Below are 18362 nucleotides of genomic sequence, written 5' to 3'. Positions count from 1 at the left end.
TGAAGGACTAGTGTGGCGCCGCACAAACATTGATGGATTCTTAAGCACCATCAAATAGTCAAAGGCTTCATGTTTACGCTGTTTCATCATCCGTTCTGTCCGCATTCGCGCTTCATCCGCCTGATCGCGGGCGAATACGGGCTCGACCTCAAGCTGGTCGAAGAACGCAGCTGGGAACGGCGCGAGGCATTTCTGCTGCTCAACGCCGCCGGCACGACGCCGGTCATGGTGGACGACGAGCAGCCGCCTGTACCGGGCGCGGCGATCATCGCCGAGTATGTCGACGAGGCCTATGGCGCCGAGATGGGACCCAAGCGCCTGATGCCGGAGGCGATTTCCGAGCGCGTCGAGGTGCGCCGGTTGATGGCCTGGTTCAACGAAAAGTTCTTCGAGGAGGTCTCGCATCCCCTCGTCACCGAGCGCATCTACAAGCGCTTCATGAGCGAGGAGAACGGTGGCGGGGCGCCTTCGGCCGACGTGATGCGCGCCGCCAAGGCCAATGTGCGCTATCATCTGGCCTATATCGGCTGGCTGGCGCAGACGCGTAATTTCCTCGCCGGCGACCGGCTCACCTACGCGGACCTCGCCGCCGCGGCGCATCTCTCGGCGATCGACTATCTGGGCGACGTGCCATGGAGCGAGGACGACGCAGCAAAGGCGTGGTACGCGCGGGTGAAGTCCCGCCCGTCGTTCCGTCCGCTGCTCAGCGAATGGCTGGCCGGCGTGCCGGCATCGCGGACCTACGTGGACCTGGATTTCTGATGACGTCCGTCATGCCCGGGCTTGTCCCGGGCATCCACGTGCTTCCCTTTCTTATGAGCGCGACGCAAAGACGTGGATGGCCGGGACGGGCCCGGCCATGACGAGCGTGGAAACGACAGCGATCAAACCTCCCGCCGATATGGATCGGCTGCGGGCTGCACTTGAGGAACAGGCGCATGCGCTCGGCTTCGATTGCATCGGCGTCACCGCACCCGGCACGATCGAGCACGCCGGAAAATACTTCCTCGAATTCATTGCCGCAGGCGGCCATGGCGACATGGACTGGCTGGCCGCGCAACCGGAGCGCCGTGTCGATCCGCGCGGGCTGTGGAGCGACGTGCGCAGCGTCATCATGCTCGGCGTCAATTACGGTCCTGACTCCGATCCGCTCGCGATCCTGAAGCAGCGCACGCGCGCGGCGATCTCGGTCTATGCGCAGGGCGACGATTATCACGACCTCATCAAGAAGCGGCTGAAGGTGCTGGCGCGCTGGCTGGTCGCAACCGCGCCGTCGGATGTGAAGGTGTTCGTCGACACCGCAGCGGTGATGGAGAAGCCGTTGGCGCAGGCCGCGCGTCTCGGCTGGCAGGGCAAGCACACCAATCTCGTCTCGCGCGAATTCGGTTCCTGGCTGTTCCTCGGCGCGATCTACACCACGCTGGAGCTGCCGCGCGACGTCGCCGAGATCGATCATTGCGGCTCGTGCCAGGCCTGCCTCGAGATCTGCCCGACCGCGGCATTCCCGGCGCCCTACAAGCTCGATGCGCGGCGCTGCATCTCCTATCTCACCATCGAGAACAAGGGACCGATCCCGCGCGAATTCCGCAAAGCCATCGGCAACCGCATCTACGGCTGCGACGATTGCCTCGCCGCCTGCCCCTGGAACAAGTTCGCGCAGGAGGGCCGCGAAGCCAGGCTCGCCGCGCGTGACGAATTGCGCGCGCCTGCGCTCGCCGAACTGGCACGGCTCGACGACGCGGCGTTTCGTACGCTGTTCACGAAGTCGCCGGTCAAGCGCATCGGCCGCGACCGCTTTTTGCGGAACGTGCTGATTGCGATCGGCAACTCCGGTGATGCAACGTTGGCGGACGAGGCGCGGCGATTGCTCGATGATGCAAGCCCGCTGGTGCGCGGGGCGGCGGTGTGGGCGCTGGGGCAATTGCTACCGCGCAGCGAGTTCGATGCGATGAAGTCTGTCGCGATGAGCGCAGAATGCGACGAAGGTGTCAGTCAGGAGTGGCACGCCGCCTTCTAACCCACCGCCGTCATGCCCCGCGAAGGCGGGGCATCCAGTACGCCGCGGCCTATCGGTTCAATCACAACCGCCTCTGGAATACTGGATCGCCCGCCTTCGCGGGCGATGACACCTGTTGTTTAGGCGAGAGCTTTGCACTCCTAACCTCGCTCCGAGGACACCCACACTTGATTTCCCCACCCATTCCCGCAATCTCGCGCGCATGACAAGCATGCCTTTCTTCACCCGCGACGGCGATACATTCCATCCGACGGAAGTGGCCAATGGTCCCTGGGATCCGAAATCGCTGCACGGTCGCGTCATCGTCGGCCTGCTCGGCTTTGCCATCGAGGAGCGCCATTCCGGCCCCGACTTCGTGCCGGCGCGGCTCACCGTCGACATGTTTCGGCTGCCGACCATCGACAAGCCGATCGAAGTGACGACGCGCCTCGTGCGCGATGGTCTGCGCATCCGCGTGGTGGAAGCGGAATTCGTCTCCGGCGGCGTCGGCATGGCGCGCGCCTCATGCCAGCTGCTGCGGCGGACGCAAAATCCTGAAGGCAACGTCTGGTCGCCGCCGAACTGGGACGCGCCGAAGCCGGCCGATATTCCGAAGCCCACCGATCCGAGGCTCGGCATGAACGGCAAATGGACGACGCGCCCGATCGTCGGCCACATGGGCTCGCTCGGGCCGCGCCGGCTGTGGATGAGCGAGGTGCGCGAGCTCGTTGCCGGCGTGCCGATGACGCCGTTCGTCCATGTCGCCACCGGCGCCGATTTCGCCAGCCCCTTTGCCAATGCCGGCGACAACGGCCTCGGCTACATCAACAGCGACGTCACGATCTATCTGCACCGCCTGCCGGTGACGGAATGGATCGGTTTCGAAGTGGTGAACCATCAGGCCACCGATGGCGTCGCGATCGGCGAATGCTGGCTCTATGACGAGCAGGGCCCGATCGGCACTGCGACGGTCGCCGCGCTGGCGCAGCGCAAGCCGATGGCGAATCCGTCGAAGCGGTAGGGCTTTCCCTGTCATTCCGGGATGCGCCGTCAGGCGCAGACCCGGAATCCATCGGGCCGCAGGCCCAGAGGGGAAATGGATTCCGGGTTCGCGCCAAGTGGCGCGCCCCGGAATGACTGGAGGAGAGACCTACGCCAGATGCCGCTGCATCTCCGGCCGCGACCTCAGCTCGGCGCCTTGCTTGGCGACGATCTTCGCGATCCGCTCAGGCGCGAAATTCAGATCGACGAACGCTGGCGCGGTGTTGGCGACCTCGCGATAGCCAGCGATCTTGCCATCCTTCAGCGTCATGATCGCCACGCCCTCGAACATCGCCCGCGCGCCGTTCGCTTCCGGCAGCGTCGAGCGATAACTGAAGGTGTAGCGTGCATAGAGCGTGGTGCCGTCCGAGACGGGATCATGCATGTCCCAGCGGAAATCGGTCGCCGTGCGATAGAACCAGTCATCGATCATCGCGGCGATTTTCTCGCGGCCCGCGAAGGCGCCGTAGAAGACGTCGTGATAGACGCCGTCCGCGGTGAACAGCTCGGCGAAGGCGCGGCCGTCGCGCTGCTCGACGGCATCGCAGAACGCACGCAGCATGGCGGTGGTGATGTCTGTCATTGGCGCTTCTCCCTCACCGACCTCCGTCATGCCCCGGCTTGCCGCCTTCGCTGAAGCTCCGGCGTGCCGAGCAACCCTGCGGGCCTCGGCGTAGCCTTGGCGGAGCCGGGACCGGGGCATCCAGTACGCCGCGGCTTTTCGGTTCAAGCACGGCGGCCTCTGGAATACTGGATCGCCCGATCAAGTCGGGCGATGACACCGCGTGTTGAACAACAGTTTCACCCGATCTCGGCGACCGCGGCAAGGATGCGCGCGATGTCCTGCGGGCGGGAGAGGCGGTGGTCGCCGTCCTGGATCATGGTCAGCACGACGTCGTCGGCCGGCAGACGGTGCGTCAGCGCGAAGGCGTGCTGCCAGGGCACATCAGGATCTTTCGCGCCTTGCAGGATGCGGACGGGGCAGCCGAGATCGATGGCGCTGCCGAGCACGAGATGGTTGCGGCCCTCCACGATCAGGTTCCGCGTGATTGGATAGGGCGAGCCGTCGCCATAGTCCGACGGCCTCATCCAGACCCCCTTGGTCTCGATTTCCTGCTTCACCGCCGGCGAAAAATTCTTCCACATCAGCTCTTCAGTGAAATCGGGTGCCGGCGCGATCAGCACGAGCCCCGCAAGCGAAGCCTTGGCTTGTTGCTTCTCTTCTTGCCGCTTCTTGATCTCGCGCGCGAGCAGCAGCGCCATCCAGCCGCCCATGGAGGAGCCGACCAGAACCTGCGGGCCGTCGCAGAAGCGTTCGAATACCGCAACGCTGTCCTCGAGCCAGCGGCCGATGGTTCCATCGGCGAAATCGCCGCCGGATTCGCCATGACCGGAATAGTCGAACCGGACCATGGCGCGGCCGTGATCCCGGGCCCAGCCGTCCAGCGCCACGGCCTTGCCGCCCTGCATGTCTGACTTGAAGCCGCCCAGCCAGACCAGGCCAGGCCCCGAAACAGCACCGTTCCCCGCACGGTGGCGTACCGCGATCCTGCGTGCGGACGGACCCTCGCCCACATCGATGAAGTCGAGCACGGCATCGGGAATTGGATCGGTCATGGAACGTTTACTCTGGCTGTGCGGTTTGAGCTGTTCGGGGCGCCTTCCTGCGGCGCAATCTGATGCGGCATTGGCCCTTTGGGACGCTTGCGGAACAGAAGCAAGGTGTCTATGTCGATCAACGTGCCCAGGCGTGGCCAAAATGCCTCGCATTTGAGGGTTTTTCGCTTCCCGCACGAGCGACTTGCTTGCCGGCAACCGCATCTTCCTTCAAGATAGCCGCTTCTTTCACAACTTTGGAGAACCACCCATTCGCCGTCCTAATAAAGCTCCGCCCGCTGCCAGCAAAGACGGGCCGCGCATCAATGATGATATCCGCAATGCGCAGATCCAGCTGATCGATCAGACCGGTGACAATAAGGGCACGGTCGAGACGGTCCTCGCCATCAAGATGGCCCAGGAAGCTGGCATGGATCTGGTCGAGATTTCGCCGAATGTCAGCCCTCCCGTCTGCAAGATCATGGACTACGGGAAGTACAAGTATTCGGCACAGAAGAAAGCCGCGGAAGCCCGCAAGCGGCAGAAGACCGTCGAGATCAAGGAGATCAAGCTCCGCCCGATGATCGACGATCATGATTACGACGTGAAGATGCGCGCGATGCAGCGGTTCTTCGAAGAAGGCGACAAGGTCAAGATCACGCTGCGCTATCGCGGCCGCGAAATGGCGCACCAGGAGATCGGCACCAAGCTTCTGGACAAGATCAAGACCGACGTGGCCGAGCTCGCCAAGGTCGAGCAGGACGCGCGCTTCGAGGGCCGCCAGGTCGTCATGGTGCTGGCGCCGCGCTGATCGCGGCTCGCTAGGACGATAGGAAGTTCAACGGCCCGTCCGGATCTCCGGCGGGCCGTTTCGTTTTGGTCGAGGTGTAGGCCACGAGCGCTGCTGCACCCTCGCCCGCTTGCGGGGCGCGGGCGGGGGAGGGAGCTCACCGCCGTCGTGGCGATGGTTTGCCCCTATTCAGCTCCGCGTCGCCTGCCAGGTGCCGCTGCACCGGTCGCCGGAAATGACGCCCTTCCACGAGCCGGCGCCGCTTACGCCGGCGAGCCGGCCGCCGCCGCTGGCATGGGACGCGCCGACCGAGACATGGACCGCGACCGCGCCGCCGCGCTTGACCCTGCCGGAGACCCGGCCCCCGCCGGCGGACGAGACCCGGCTACCGGTGACGGTGAAGGGCACGCTGTAGCCGGAGCCGCAATTGCCTCTTGTGGTGGCGAAAGTGACGTTCCAGATGCCGTCATAGCGGCCGCCGCGGGCCTCCGCGGTCGAAGGCAACGCGGCTGCGGCGAGCACGGTAAGGAGCGCCAGGCGGCGCGCGCGGGCGAAACCGGTCGAAGCCGAAAGCGATTGGGAAAAGCGAGCCATTTTGGTCCTGCTCCGGGCAACACGGCTGGGGCGGCGGGGGTGGCAACATCGGATAGTCGCCGGCCAAGTTCCAACGGTTCATCGTTGCCAATTGGCTTGTCCTCTGCCATAAGCCCAGCCTTCATCGCCCGGCTGATTAAGGGCTGCCGTGGCGGTGTTTCGTGCGGGTTTCGCGCTTGTTCGTAAAACCTGAGCACAATCAACGCTCTAACGAGCATTTTGACGGCCAGCCGCCTTCGCGGGCGGATCTCTGTGGCCATTAGGAGAGCCAAATGCCCAAGCTGAAGACCAAATCGGGCGCTAAAAAGCGCTTCAAGGTGACTGCCACCGGCAAAGTGATGCACGCCCAGCGCGGCAAGCGTCACGGCATGATCAAGCGGACGAAGAAGCAGATCCGTCAGCTCCGCGGCACCCGCGTGCTGTTCAAGACCGACGGCGACAACGTCAAGAAGTACTTCTTGCCGAACGCCTGATCGCGTCCACGATCATTGCCAACCGTGCCGCGTCATGCGCGGCAATCCGATAACCAAAGTCATCTCTGAAGGATTTCGTCATGTCTCGCGTCAAACGCGGTGTGACCGCCCATGCCAAGCACAAGAAAGTCTACAAGGCCGCCAAGGGTTTCTACGGCCGCCGCAAGAACACCATCCGCGCCGCCAAGCCGGCGGTCGAGAAGGCGATGCAATACGCCTTCCGCGATCGCAAGCGCAAGAAGCGGACGTTCCGCGCGCTCTGGATCCAGCGCATCAACGCAGCCGTCCGTCCGTTCGGCCTGACCTACAGCCGATTTATCGACGGCATGGCCAAGTCCGGGATCACCGTGGACCGCAAGGTGCTGTCGGATCTCGCGATCAGCGAGCCCGCCGCGTTCCAGGCCATTGCCGAGAAGGCCAAGGCCGCGCTGGCAGCGTAAGGCTTGCGCTAGCGGGCCTTCTGGCCCGCAGCCTGCAGCGCGCGTTGCGAGTAACGCTGGGCGACCTCCGCCCGGCAGAATGCCGTAAACGACTGATACATGGTGCCGGACTTGTTCCGGTACTTGACGTCGCACGCGCGCATCTCGCGCTTGTAGGCCTGCGCCTGCGCGGCGCTGAGGCCGGGCTTGAAGTCCGCCTCGCACTTCGTCTCGACGGCGGCGCCGAGCTCGACATCGCCGCTCGCGGTCAGCTGGCAATCCCTGAAGACCTTCATCGCGCTTTGGCAGCTCTTCTCGCTGCTGATGGCGGCCGCGACCTCGTCCAGCGTCATGGATTGCTCCATGCAGACCATGGCGCGCGCCGGGGTACCGGCAATGGACAGAACAGCGGCCAGAACGGCCCAACAGCATTTCGAAGGCATCGCGAAGGTCTCCTCGTATCCTTCCTTGGTGGCCCGCGCTCTCGCGAGGTTCACCCCGGCCGGGCGGGAGCCCGAAAACACCGGCTTTTCGCTTGACGTTACGCCCTTCCGGCGGCGACAACCCAGCCGAATTTGGAGCCAAGGATTTGACTGTGTCCGACCTCGCAACGCTCGAAACATCCATCCTCGACCAGATCGCCGCCGCCGGCGATGAAGCCGCGCTCGAAGCGGTGCGCGTCGCAGCCCTCGGCAAGAAGGGCTCGATCTCGGCGCTGCTTGCCACGCTCGGCAAGATGTCGCCCGACGAGCGCAAGACGCAAGGTGCGGCGATCAACCAGGCCAAGGACAAGGTCGCCGAGGCGCTCGCGGCACGACGCGATGTGCTGAAGTCCGCGGCGCTCGATGCGCGGCTGGCATCCGAGACCGTCGACGTCACGCTGCCGCTGCGCGAGGCTCAGGCCGAGGCCGGCCGCATCCATCCGCTGAGCCAGGTCTGGGACGAGCTGACCACGATCTTCGCCGACATGGGCTTCTCGGTGGCCGAAGGTCCCGACATCGAGACCGACGACTACAACTTCACCAAGCTGAACTTCCCGGAAGGTCATCCGGCGCGCGAGATGCACGACACGTTCTTCTTCCATCCGAAGGAGGACGGCTCGCGCATGCTGCTGCGGACCCACACCTCGCCGGTGCAGGTGCGCACCATGCTGAGCCAGAAGCCGCCGATCCGCGTCATCTGCCCGGGCCGTACCTACCGCATCGATTCGGACGCGACCCATACGCCGCAATTCCACCAGGTCGAAGGCCTCGTCATCGACAAGACCTCGCATCTCGGCCACCTCAAATGGATCCTGCACGAGTTCTGCAAGGCGTTCTTCGAGGTCGACCACATCAACATGCGCTTCCGCCCCTCGTTCTTCCCGTTCACGGAGCCGTCGCTGGAAGTCGATATCCAGTGCCGCCGCGACAAGGGCGAGATCCGCTTCGGCGAGGGTGAGGACTGGCTCGAGATTCTCGGCTGCGGCATGGTGCATCCGAACGTGCTGCGCGCCTGCGGCATCGATCCCGACGAGTACCAGGGCTTCGCCTGGGGCATGGGCATCGACCGCATCGCCATGCTGAAATACGGCATCGCCGATCTGCGCCAGCTGTTCGACAGCGACGTCCGCTGGCTGTCCCATTACGGCTTCAAGCCGCTTGAGGTGCCGACGCTGGCGGGGGGGCTGAGTTCGTGATGGCGGCGATCGGCCATACGAAGACTCTCTCCGTTCCCTCTGCGGAGACAGCCCTCTCCCCAGCCCTCCCCCGCAGGCGGGGGAGGGAGTGGATGGTGCGTGCGCGTGACGTTCGTCAAATGGGTACGTATTCCCTGCCTGCTCGACAGGTCGGACTCCCTCCCCCGCTCGCGGGGGAGGGCTGGGGAGAGGGTTTCTCCGCAATGGGGCTGCCGATGGTCGATCCCAAGCATCCGGACTGGAAAGTCTCGGCCAAGCAGCGTGCCAATGCACGCGCGCTCAGGCGGAATTCAACCGACGCGGAACGTATCCTGTGGTCGGAGCTGCGCGCAGGCCGATTGAACGGCGCGAGCTTCCGCCGCCAGGTGCCAATCGGGCGCTACATCGCCGATTTCATCTGCCACGCCGCCAAGCTCGTGATCGAGCTCGATGGCGGTCAGCATTTCTCCGACGAAGGCGAGCGCGCGGATGCGCGTCGCTCGACCATCATCGAAGCGAAGGGCTTCAAGGTCCTGCGCTTCAACAATCACGACGTGATCACCAACCGTTCCGGTGTTCTTGAAACAATAGTCACTGCCATTGCGGAGAGAACCCTCTCCCCAGCCCTCCCCCGCAAGCGGGGGAGGGAGCAGACCGTCTCCGTGGAGAAGAAGCAGCCATGAAATTCACCCTCTCCTGGCTGAAGGATCATCTCGAGACCGACGAGCCGCTGGACAAGCTCGCCGAGAAGCTCACCATGATCGGGCTCGAGGTCGAGAACATCGAGGACAAGGCGAAGGCGCTCAAGCCGTTCACCATCGCGAGGGTGATCTCGGCCGAGCAGCATCCGAATGCGGATCGCCTGCGCGTCTGCATGGTCGACACCGGCGACGGTGGCGCGCCGGTGCAGGTCGTGTGCGGCGCGCCGAATGCGCGTGCGGGCCTCGTCAGCGTGTTCTCGCCGCCCGGCACCTACATTCCCGGCAAGGATATCACGCTCGGCATCGGCACCATCCGCGGCGTCGAGAGCCGCGGCATGCTGTGCTCGGCGGCCGAATTGCAGATCTCCAACGACCACGACGGCATCATGGAATTGCCGGCGGATGCGCCGGTCGGCGCAGGTTATGCCGAATGGGCTGCGCTCGGCGATCCCGTGGTCGAGATCAATCTGACCCCGAACCGGCAGGATTGCACCGGCGTGCACGGCATCGCGCGCGACCTCGCCGCCGCCGACATGGGCAAGTTCAAGGACCCGACCATCAAGCCGGTCAAGGGCGAATTCCCGTGCCCGGTGAAGGTCACGGTCGAGGATTCCACGCTCTGTCCAGGCTTCGCGCTTCGCCTCGTGCGCGGCGTCAAGAACGGCCCGTCGCCGGAATGGCTGCAGAAGCGGCTGACCGCGATCGGCCTGCGACCGATCAATGCGCTGGTCGACATCACCAACTTCATGACCTTCGATCGCGCGCGGCCGCTGCATGTGTTCGACGCCAGGAAGGTGAAGGGCAATCTCGTCGTGCGCCGCGCCCGCGACGGCGAGACGCTGCTCGCGCTCGACGGCCGCACCTACAATCTCGATCCCGCCACTTGCGTCATCGCCGACGAGCACGGCGTCGAATCGCTGGCCGGCATCATGGGCGGCGAAGCCTCGGGCTGCGACGAGACCACCACCGACGTGCTGATCGAATCGGCGCTGTGGAACGAGATCAACATCGCGCAGACCGGCCGCAAGCTCGGCGTCAATTCGGACGCGCGCTACCGCTTCGAGCGCGGCGTCGATCCGGCCTTCATGGTGCCGGGGCTGGAGCTCGCGACCAAGCTGGTGATGGAGATGTGCGGCGGCACGCCGTCCGAGAACGTCGTAGTCGGCAGATCCTTTGGCGACGACCGCGTGATCGAGTTTCCGATCACCGAGGTCAAGCGACTCTCGGGCATCGAGGTGCCGCAAGCCGAGATGAAGCGCATCCTGACCCATCTCGGCTTCATGATGGCGGGCCCGGGACCGGTCGTGAAGGTGGCCGTGCCGTCGTGGCGCTCGGACGTCCACGGCAAGGCCGACATCGTCGAGGAGATCGTCCGCATCTTCGGCGTCGACAAGGTGCCGATGACGCCGTTCGAGCGCGGCGAGGACGCGCGCAAGCCGGTGCTGACGCCGCTTCAGCTGCGCACCCGCCGGGTCAAGCGCGCACTTGCAAGCCGCGGCATCATCGAAGCGGTGACCTGGTCCTTCATCACGAAGTCCGCGGCAGAATTGTTCGGCGGCGGCCAGCGCGAGCTCGAGGTTGCCAACCCGATCGCGTCGGATCTCTCCGACATGCGTCCGACGCTGCTCGCGGGCCTGATCGCTGCGGCACAGGCCAACGCCAATCGCGGCATGAGCGATGTCGCGCTGTTCGAGGTCGGCCAGATCTTCAGGGGCGATCGCCCGCAGGACCAGTTCACGGCGGCAAGCGGCGTTCGCCGCGGTTTTGCTTCGTCCGAAGGTCTGGGGCGGCACTGGTCGGGCGCGGCGCAGGCCGATGTGTTCGACGTCAAGGCGGACGCGCTGGCGGTTCTGGCCGCGGCCGGTGCGCCGATGCAGGCGCTGCAGATCGTCGCCGGTGGACCGTCCTGGCTGCATCCGGGCCGTTCCGGAACGATCCAGATCGGGCCGCAGAACGTGCTTGGATATTTCGGCGAAGTGCATCCCCGCGCGCTCGAGGCGCTCGGCGCCGACGGCCCGCTGCTGGTGTTCGAGGTGATCCTCGACCGTATCCCCGAGGCGAAGAAGAAGCCGACCCGCGCCAAGCCGGTGATCGAGCTGTCGGCGTTCCAGCCTGTGTCGCGCGATTTCGCCTTCATCGTCGATCGCACCGTGAAGACGGGCGATATCGTGCGCGCCGCGCAGGGCGTCGACAAGAAGCTGATCACCGGCGTGAACGTTTTCGACGTCTACGAGGGCAAGGGCATCGATGACGGCAAGAAATCAATCGCGATCGCGGTGACGATCCAGCCGCGCGAGAAGACCCTGACCGACCAGGAGATCGAGGCCGTCGGCGCCAAGATCGTGGCCGAAGTCACGAAGAAGACCGGCGGTACTCTGAGAGCATGATGCCGAGAAGTGTGAAGCGGTTTTCGGACGACATCATGCTCCAGAATCGACAAGCATGAGTCTCGCCGACTTTCTCCCAAAGGACGTCAACCTCACGATTGCGATGGCGCTCTGCGCCGTCGCTTTCGTTTCAGGCACCGCGCGCGGCTTCTCCGGCTTCGGTTCGGCGCTGATCTTCATGCCGCTGGCGAGCAGCATCGCAGCGCCGCGGCTCGTTGCGGCCCTGCTGCTCGTCATCGATTTCGTCGCGGCCGCGCCGCTGCTCCCCGACGCATGGCGGAAGGCCGACCGCAGGGCCACTGCAGTGATCGTGCTGGGCGCGCTGGTCGGCGTGCCCGTCGGCACCTATTTCCTCAGCGTGCTCGAGCCCGTCACCACGCGCTGGATCATCTCCTGCTTCGTCGCCGCCCTCCTGCTTCTGCTGCTGTCGGGCTGGCGCTATCGCGGCAAGGACCACGCCTGGCTCTCGGTCGGCATCGGCGGTCTCTCGGGCTTCTGCAGCGGCCTCGCGCAGACCGGCGGCCCGCCGATCGTCGGCTATTGGCTCGGCCGCCCGATCGCACCGATCGTCGCACGCGCCAACATCGTGCTGTTCTTCGGCGCGTCGGATTTCTTCTCGATGGTCAGTTATGCGACGACAGGCCTGATCAGCCGCGAATCGCTGGTGCTCTCGCTGGTCGTCGGGCCGGTCTATGCGATCGGCGTCGCGTTCGGCGCCTCGCTGTTCGGCCGCGCCAGCGAAGAAGTATTTCGCGGCATCTGCTACGCGCTGATCGCGATGGCGGTGATTGCCGGGCTGCCGGTGCTGGACGGGGTGTTGCGGTAAGCCTCACGGGATGAGACCCAGCTGGCGCGCGGACGTAGGTGCGTTCCCTCCCCCCTTGTGGGGGAGGGCTAGGGAGAGGGGTAGGCCAGGAAAAGGTGCCCGTCGTTGGGCATCAAAAGCCGTTCGTGATGGAAAGAATCCCCGTGTGGCCCCCCTCCCTGACCCTCCCCTACAAGGGGGGAGGGAACGGAGAGAGCGTGGGATCGGCTGAGTGGAGTTGGACGAATCCCTACTACCGCGGCACGCGCCGCTTCTTCGTCGATTGCGTCGGCACGTCGGCGGGGTCGTCCTTGAGCGCGCCGATCTTGCGCAAGGCCGCGTCCGCGGCGCGCTCGCCGCTGTCCCAGGCGCCGTCGACGGTGCCCCACAGCGTCTCATGGGTGGCCTCGCCGGCGAGGAACACATTGCCGATCGGCTCCGCCAAAACCTTTCGCGAGAGCTGGCCCCCGGGGGACGCCGCCGACATCGCGCCCATCACGTAAGGCGAGGCGTTCCAGCGTGTGGCGCTGGTCTTCTGCACCGCGGCTGCAGCTTCGCTGCCGAACAGCTTTGTGATCCATTCCCTGGCAAAGGCCACCATCGCCTTCTCGCCCTGCTCGGAAAGTTCGCGGCCGAATGCGCCGCCGACATCGATGGAGCAGAGCGAGGAGCCGCCGATATTGGCGAACATCAGCCCCGTGCGCGTCGAGTTGCTCTGCTCGATCAGGATATCGTCGCGCGACAGGCCGAGCGGGTTGCCCGGCAATTGCAGCATGATGCGATCGTAGCTGCCGAGGCCGAGCTTTGCCGCCGCGTCTAGCGTGCGCTTGGGGATGTCGGGCGTGAACTTGATCGCGCCCGACGTCAGCACGTTGGTCGAGACCGTGACGATGACGGCGCGCGCGGCGATCTTGCCGGCTGGCGTCTCCACGCTGACGTCGCGGTTGCTCCAGGCGATTCGGCTCGCCGGCGTCGACAACGCCACCGGCGCCTGCTCGCCGAGCTTGGCGATCAGCGTGCCGAGGCCCTGACGGCAGGCGATTGCCGCGTTGCGGTCCTGCGCGCGTCCCTTGTCGATCGCCGACAGCTCCTTCAGGTCTTTGCCGGCAAAGCCCGCGCCCAGCAAGAACTCGGCCGCGCCCGCCCAGTCGCCGAGATCCTTCGGCAGCACCGACGCGCAGGAGGTATCCAGCTTGGCCCGCCCCGCCTCGTCGATGGCGCGGTTGGCGCGCACCAGCGCCGCCAGGAACTGCTCGGTTTCGCCTGCACGCGCGTTGCGGCGGCCGATCCGCATCTTCTGGCCGGACGGCGCCGGCAGCACGTCAAGCCCGGCACTGCGCGCCAGCCGGATCATCGGATTGGTATCTGGATTGTGCATCCAGCGTGCACCGCGGTCGAACGGCGTATCGAAGGTCGTGCTGTCGGTGAGACAGCGGCCGCCGATCCGTGACGCCGCTTCGACCACGACCACCTTGCGGCCCGTCGCCATGATGCGCCGCGCCGCCGCGATTCCCGCGGCCCCTGCCCCGACCACGACGATGTCGGCCTCGCGCGGCAGGTTGGCCGCGTTGGCGCGCAGGACCGGCACCGCGGCAAGAGCCCCCGACGCGACAAGGAAACCGCGGCGTGTGATTGTCATGTCATGGTTTCCGAGGACTTGCGGCGGACGGGAACAGTCAGCGAACCTTGCCGCATCTGATGTTGCACGGCAACCATCACGGTGAATCAATCGTGTTTGACCTCACGGAGCGATGAACCGAATTGCAACACGTTCGGACCATGATAGAGAAGGGAAAAAGACGGCCGGAAAAGGCCGTGGGGGGAGTTTGAGATGGGGACGGTCCTGGATTCAGTCGGCAAGCTGATTGCCGCGTACCTCTCCAAGGAGGTGCCGGGCTACGAGCCGTTCACGCCGAGCGACCCGGAGCACCTGCGCGGCGTCATTGAGCCCGGCGACGTGCTGCTGGTCGAGGGCAACAATCGCATCTCCGGCATCATCAAATATCTGACCCAGTCGACCTGGTCGCACGCCGCGCTCTATGTCGGCCCGGTCGAAGGCGCCGCGGAGCCCGATGGCGAGCCGCATGTGCTGATCGAGGCCAATATCGGCGAAGGCGTCACCTCCGCGCCGCTGTCCAAATATTTCCCGTATCACACCCGCGTCTGCCGCCCGGTCGGGCTGTCCTATGAGGATCGCACCACGGTCTGCCGCTATGCGATCAACCGCATCGGCTTCGGCTACGACACCAAGAACATCGTCGACTTGATGCGCTATCTGTTCCCGATGCCGATACCGCAGCGCTGGCGCCGGCGCATGATCGCGATCGGCTCGGGCGATCCGACCAAGATCATCTGCTCGGCGCTGATCGCGCAGGCGTTCGATGCCGTGCGCTACCCGATCCTGCCCAAGATCACCAAGGCCGGCAGCCGCGCAGCGCGCCGCGAGATCCTGCACATCCGCGATTCCTCGCTCTACATGCCCCGCGACTTCGACATCTCGCCCTATTTCGAAGTCGTCAAACCCACCATCGTGCACGGGTTCGACTACACCGCGCTGCACTGGGCCGACATGCAGAAGCCGCTCGAGGAGGTAGCGGGCACATTCAGTGTGTTTCCAGAAACGATCAGTGCGCCGCCGCTCGTTCCTGAGGCGATTGACCAGGAGGCGCCGGATGAGATTCCGGCTGAAGAAGTGAGCGTGCAGGCTGCGGTGGCCGAAAGCGTCTCCGGACATGTCGCGCTGCTGAAGAAGCTGGCGATGTACGGCCCGAGGCGGCGTAGCCGTGCGCGCGAGAGAGCGGCGTAGCCACCGTCGTCCCTGCGAACGCAGGGACCCATACCGCGTGATCTATCGAGAGCGGCGGTGGCAGTACCGAACGACAAGTCTTCGCCAAACCTCTCCCTGGGGTTATGGGTCCCTGCGTTCGCAGTGACGACACCTGAGTTTGGAGTGCGATCTCGCCTCAACAGCCGTCATTGCGAGCGTAGCGAAGCAATCCAGACTGCTTTCCCCGGTGGCAGTCTGGATTGCTTCGTCGCAAGAGTTCCTCGCAAAGACGGTGAAGACCTACCGCTCCGCTCGTCCGATCACCGCCATCAGCTCCGCGATCTTCGCGCGTTGATCGACCTTGTCGCCGCTCGCGATGGCGTGCTCGACGCAATGGGCGACGTGATCCTTCAGGATTTCCTCCTCGACCCGGCGCAGCGCGGCCCGCACCGCCGAGATCTGCGTCACGATGTCGATGCAGTAGCGGTCCTCCTCTACCATTTTCGAGAGGCCGCGAACCTGACCCTCGATCCGGCCGAGGCGTTTTCCGACAGATGCCTTGATGTCCTTGCGCATGCGGTCTATATACCCCTACCGGGTATGGGTTGCAAGACCCGGGTACAGGCGCCGGAGCAGGGCTATGAACGAACACGGGCATCATCACGACGCGGGCGGACATTCCGGATGCGGGTGCTCAGCCAAAACGGAAGTGACCAAGGCGGCAGCGGCCAAGCCGGCGGCGTCCTCCTGCTGCGGCGGACACGGCGACCACGCCGGCCACGCGCACGACCATGGTGAGGGCGCGACGAAGGTCAAAGACCCTGTCTGCGGCATGAGCGTCGATCCCGCGACCTCGAAGCACCACCTCGCCCATCACGGCGAGACCTTCCATTTCTGCTCGGCCGGCTGCCGCACCAAGTTCGCGGCCGATCCCGCCAAATATCTCGCCAAGGAAAAGGCCCCCGAGCCCGAGATGCCCGCGGGCACGATCTACACCTGCCCGATGCATCCGGAGATCCGCCAGGTCGGTCCCGGCAGCTGCCCGATCTGCGGCATGGCGCTGGAGCCGGAGGTCGCGAGCCTGGAGACCGGACCCAATCCCGAGCTCGCCGACATGACACGGCGGTTCTGGATCGGCGGCGTGCTGTCACTGCCGGCGGTGGTGCTCGAGATGGGCGGCCATCTCGCGGGTCCGCACAATTGGATCGACCCGACGCTGTCGAACTGGATCCAGCTCGCCTTCGCCACACCGGTGGTGCTGTGGGCCGGCTGGCCGTTCTTCGTCCGCGGTTGGCAGTCGCTGCTGACGCGCAACCTCAACATGTTCACGCTGATCGCTATGGGCACGGGCGTTGCCTATGTCTACAGCGTCCTCGGCACCGTCACGCCGCAGATCTTCCCCGCTACGTTCCGCGCCCATGAAGGTGCGGTCGCGGTCTATTTCGAAGCCGCCGCCGTCATCACCGTGCTGGTGCTGCTCGGTCAGGTGCTGGAGCTGCGCGCACGTGACGCCACCTCGGGCGCGATCAAGGCGCTGCTTCAACTGGCGCCGAAGACCGCGCGCCGCGTCGACGCCGATGGCAGCGAGCATGAGGTGGAGATCGATACGCTTCATGCCGGCGACCGCTTGCGCGTTCGTCCCGGCGAGAAGGTGCCGGTCGACGGCATCATCCTCGAGGGACGCTCCTCGCTCGACGAATCCCTGGTGACGGGGGAATCCATGCCCGTCACCAAGGAAACCGGCGCAAAGGTCATTGCCGGCACGCTGAACCAGTCGGGCAGCTTCGTGATGCGCGCCGACAAGGTCGGCCGCGAGACGCTGCTGTCGCAGATCGTGCAGATGGTCGCAGACGCGCAGCGCTCGCGCGCGCCGATCCAGCGCCTGGCCGATCAGGTCGCCGGCTGGTTCGTGCCCGCCGTGATCGTCGTCGCCCTGGCGGCCTTCGCCGCCTGGGCCTGGTTCGGACCGGAGCCGCGGCTCGCCTTCGGTCTCGTCGCCGCCGTCAGCGTGCTGATCATCGCCTGCCCCTGTGCGCTGGGCCTGGCGACCCCGATGTCGATCATGGTCGGCGTCGGCCGCGGTGCGCAAGGCGGCGTGCTGATCAAGAACGCCGAGGCGCTGGAGCGGATGGAGAAGATCGACACGCTGGTGGTCGACAAGACCGGCACGCTGACCGAGGGCAAGCCCAAGGTGGTCGCGATCGTGCCGGCTTCCGGCTTTGCCGAAGACGACATCCTGCGGCTTGCGGCCAGCGTCGAGCGCGCCAGCGAGCATCCTTTGGCTGACGCGATCATGCGTGCCGCCAAGGAGAAGCAGCTTGCGCTCGGCCAGGTCGAGCACTTCGACTCGCCGACCGGCAAGGGCGCCACCGGCAAGGTCGACGGCAAGACCATCGCGCTCGGCAACGCCAGATATCTCGCCTCGATCGGCGTCGACACGACGGCACTCGACGCCGAGGCCGAGCGGCTGCGCCAGGACGGAGCCACCGTGATCAACATGGCCGTCGACGGCCGGCTGGCCGGCCTGTTCGCGATTGCCGATCCGGTCAAGGCCTCGACCCCGGAGGCATTGAAGGCGTTGGCTGCCGAAGGCATCAAGGTGATCATGCTGACCGGCGACAACCGCACCACGGCGGAAGCGGTGGCGCGCCGGCTCGGCATCGCCGAGGTCGAGGCCGAGGTGCTGCCGGACCAGAAAAGCGCGGTGGTGACCAGGCTGCAAAAGGCCGGCCGCATCGTCGCGATGGCCGGCGACGGCGTCAACGACGCGCCGGCGCTGGCCGCCGCCGAGGTCGGCATTGCCATGGGCACCGGCACGGATGTCGCGATGGAGAGCGCGGGCGTGACCCTGCTCAAGGGCGATCTCGTCGGCATCGTCCGCGCCCGAAAATTGTCGCAGGCGACTATGAGCAACATCCGACAAAACCTGTTCTTCGCCTTCATCTACAATGCCGCCGGCATTCCGATCGCAGCCGGCATCCTTTACCCGACCTTCGGCCTGCTGCTCTCGCCGATCATCGCCGCGGCGGCGATGGCGCTGTCCTCGGTCAGCGTGGTCGGCAATGCGCTGCGCTTGCGCGCAACGCAGCTGTGACGCAAGCTCGCCAAATCGCCCCGGATGGCGCTACGCCCCATC

General features: G+C 65.5%; 18 protein-coding genes. 12 read left to right on the top strand and 6 right to left on the bottom strand.

The window, feature by feature from the left end:
• Positions 1-69: 69 nt before the first annotated feature.
• The 3 genes from D6B98_RS10530 to D6B98_RS10520 all read left to right on the top strand — a co-directional run bounded on the left by D6B98_RS10530 (position 70) and on the right by D6B98_RS10520 (position 3017).
• The gene (locus D6B98_RS10530) at positions 70-762 is read left to right on the top strand and encodes a glutathione S-transferase family protein (protein WP_126256936.1); all 693 of its coding nucleotides are present in this window, start codon (positions 70-72) and stop codon (positions 760-762) included.
• Between the two features lie 97 nt (positions 763-859).
• The gene (queG, locus tag D6B98_RS10525; RefSeq protein WP_164718514.1) at positions 860-2017 is read left to right on the top strand and encodes a tRNA epoxyqueuosine(34) reductase QueG; all 1158 of its coding nucleotides are present in this window, start codon (positions 860-862) and stop codon (positions 2015-2017) included.
• A 202-nt stretch (positions 2018-2219) separates the two neighbouring features.
• Positions 2220-3017, top strand: coding sequence for an acyl-CoA thioesterase domain-containing protein (locus D6B98_RS10520; protein WP_126256934.1), 798 nt, complete (start codon positions 2220-2222; stop codon positions 3015-3017).
• Between the two features lie 129 nt (positions 3018-3146).
• Here D6B98_RS10520 and D6B98_RS10515 read toward each other — a convergent pair whose 3' ends face one another.
• Positions 3147-3620, bottom strand: coding sequence for a nuclear transport factor 2 family protein (locus tag D6B98_RS10515; protein WP_126256933.1), 474 nt, complete (start codon positions 3618-3620; stop codon positions 3147-3149).
• A gap of 218 nt (positions 3621-3838) precedes the next feature.
• Positions 3839-4654 carry an alpha/beta hydrolase gene (locus D6B98_RS10510; protein ID WP_126256932.1) on the bottom strand — a complete coding sequence of 272 codons (816 nt, stop codon included), beginning with the start codon at positions 4652-4654 and terminating at the stop codon, positions 3839-3841.
• A 250-nt stretch (positions 4655-4904) separates the two neighbouring features.
• Between D6B98_RS10510 and infC the strand changes: the two genes are divergently transcribed.
• Positions 4905-5444, top strand: a complete 540-nt coding sequence (infC, locus tag D6B98_RS10505) for a translation initiation factor IF-3 (RefSeq protein ID WP_085969949.1) — start codon at positions 4905-4907, stop codon at positions 5442-5444.
• A 168-nt stretch (positions 5445-5612) separates the two neighbouring features.
• On the opposite strand, the gene D6B98_RS10500 is transcribed toward infC, so the two are convergent.
• Positions 5613-6017 carry a hypothetical protein gene (locus D6B98_RS10500; protein ID WP_126256931.1) on the bottom strand — a complete coding sequence of 135 codons (405 nt, stop codon included), beginning with the start codon at positions 6015-6017 and terminating at the stop codon, positions 5613-5615.
• A gap of 272 nt (positions 6018-6289) precedes the next feature.
• On the opposite strand from D6B98_RS10500, the gene rpmI reads away from it, so the two are divergent.
• Both rpmI and rplT read left to right on the top strand, forming a co-directional pair.
• Positions 6290-6490, top strand: coding sequence for a 50S ribosomal protein L35 (gene rpmI / locus D6B98_RS10495; protein ID WP_008539890.1), 201 nt, complete (start codon positions 6290-6292; stop codon positions 6488-6490).
• Between the two features lie 80 nt (positions 6491-6570).
• Positions 6571-6930, top strand: coding sequence for a 50S ribosomal protein L20 (rplT, locus tag D6B98_RS10490; RefSeq protein WP_028179126.1), 360 nt, complete (start codon positions 6571-6573; stop codon positions 6928-6930).
• A gap of 8 nt (positions 6931-6938) precedes the next feature.
• Here the strand turns inward: rplT and D6B98_RS10485 are convergent, their stop codons facing one another.
• A complete protein-coding gene (locus D6B98_RS10485; RefSeq protein ID WP_126256930.1) occupies positions 6939-7352 on the bottom strand; it encodes a hypothetical protein in 414 nt (137 codons plus the stop codon).
• A gap of 152 nt (positions 7353-7504) precedes the next feature.
• Here D6B98_RS10485 and pheS point away from each other — a divergent pair, with 152 nt between their 5' ends.
• The 4 genes from pheS (at position 7505) to D6B98_RS10465 (ending at position 12480) form a co-directional block, all read left to right on the top strand.
• The gene (pheS, locus tag D6B98_RS10480; RefSeq protein ID WP_126256929.1) at positions 7505-8587 is read left to right on the top strand and encodes a phenylalanine--tRNA ligase subunit alpha; all 1083 of its coding nucleotides are present in this window, start codon (positions 7505-7507) and stop codon (positions 8585-8587) included.
• A 215-nt stretch (positions 8588-8802) separates the two neighbouring features.
• On the top strand, positions 8803-9249 hold the full coding sequence (locus tag D6B98_RS10475; RefSeq protein ID WP_126256928.1) for an endonuclease domain-containing protein: 447 nt from the start codon (positions 8803-8805) through the stop codon (positions 9247-9249).
• Positions 9246-11654 carry a phenylalanine--tRNA ligase subunit beta gene (gene pheT / locus D6B98_RS10470; protein WP_126256927.1) on the top strand — a complete coding sequence of 803 codons (2409 nt, stop codon included), beginning with the start codon at positions 9246-9248 and terminating at the stop codon, positions 11652-11654. Before D6B98_RS10475 ends, pheT begins: the two co-directional genes overlap by 4 nt.
• Before the next feature lie 55 nt (positions 11655-11709).
• Positions 11710-12480, top strand: a complete 771-nt coding sequence (locus D6B98_RS10465) for a sulfite exporter TauE/SafE family protein (RefSeq protein WP_126256926.1) — start codon at positions 11710-11712, stop codon at positions 12478-12480.
• A gap of 232 nt (positions 12481-12712) precedes the next feature.
• Here the strand turns inward: D6B98_RS10465 and D6B98_RS10460 are convergent, their stop codons facing one another.
• Positions 12713-14098 (bottom strand): flavin monoamine oxidase family protein, encoded by a 1386-nt coding sequence (locus D6B98_RS10460; protein ID WP_126256925.1) that lies wholly within the window; start codon positions 14096-14098, stop codon positions 12713-12715.
• A gap of 192 nt (positions 14099-14290) precedes the next feature.
• On the opposite strand from D6B98_RS10460, the gene D6B98_RS10455 reads away from it, so the two are divergent.
• A complete protein-coding gene (locus D6B98_RS10455; RefSeq protein WP_126256924.1) occupies positions 14291-15265 on the top strand; it encodes a YiiX/YebB-like N1pC/P60 family cysteine hydrolase in 975 nt (324 codons plus the stop codon).
• 261 nt (positions 15266-15526) lie between these two features.
• Here the strand turns inward: D6B98_RS10455 and D6B98_RS10450 are convergent, their stop codons facing one another.
• Positions 15527-15802, bottom strand: coding sequence for a metal-sensitive transcriptional regulator (locus D6B98_RS10450; RefSeq protein WP_126256923.1), 276 nt, complete (start codon positions 15800-15802; stop codon positions 15527-15529).
• A gap of 64 nt (positions 15803-15866) precedes the next feature.
• Here D6B98_RS10450 and D6B98_RS10445 point away from each other — a divergent pair, with 64 nt between their 5' ends.
• Positions 15867-18320, top strand: coding sequence for a heavy metal translocating P-type ATPase (locus D6B98_RS10445; protein ID WP_126256922.1), 2454 nt, complete (start codon positions 15867-15869; stop codon positions 18318-18320).
• The last annotated feature ends 42 nt before the right edge of the window (positions 18321-18362 follow it).

Source organism: Bradyrhizobium sp. LVM 105 (genome assembly GCF_003957705.1).
Taxonomy (GTDB): domain Bacteria; phylum Pseudomonadota; class Alphaproteobacteria; order Rhizobiales; family Xanthobacteraceae; genus Bradyrhizobium; species Bradyrhizobium frederickii.
The sequence above is the reverse complement of the archived record's forward strand: the minus strand, read 5'-3'. Positions and strand labels throughout refer to the sequence as shown.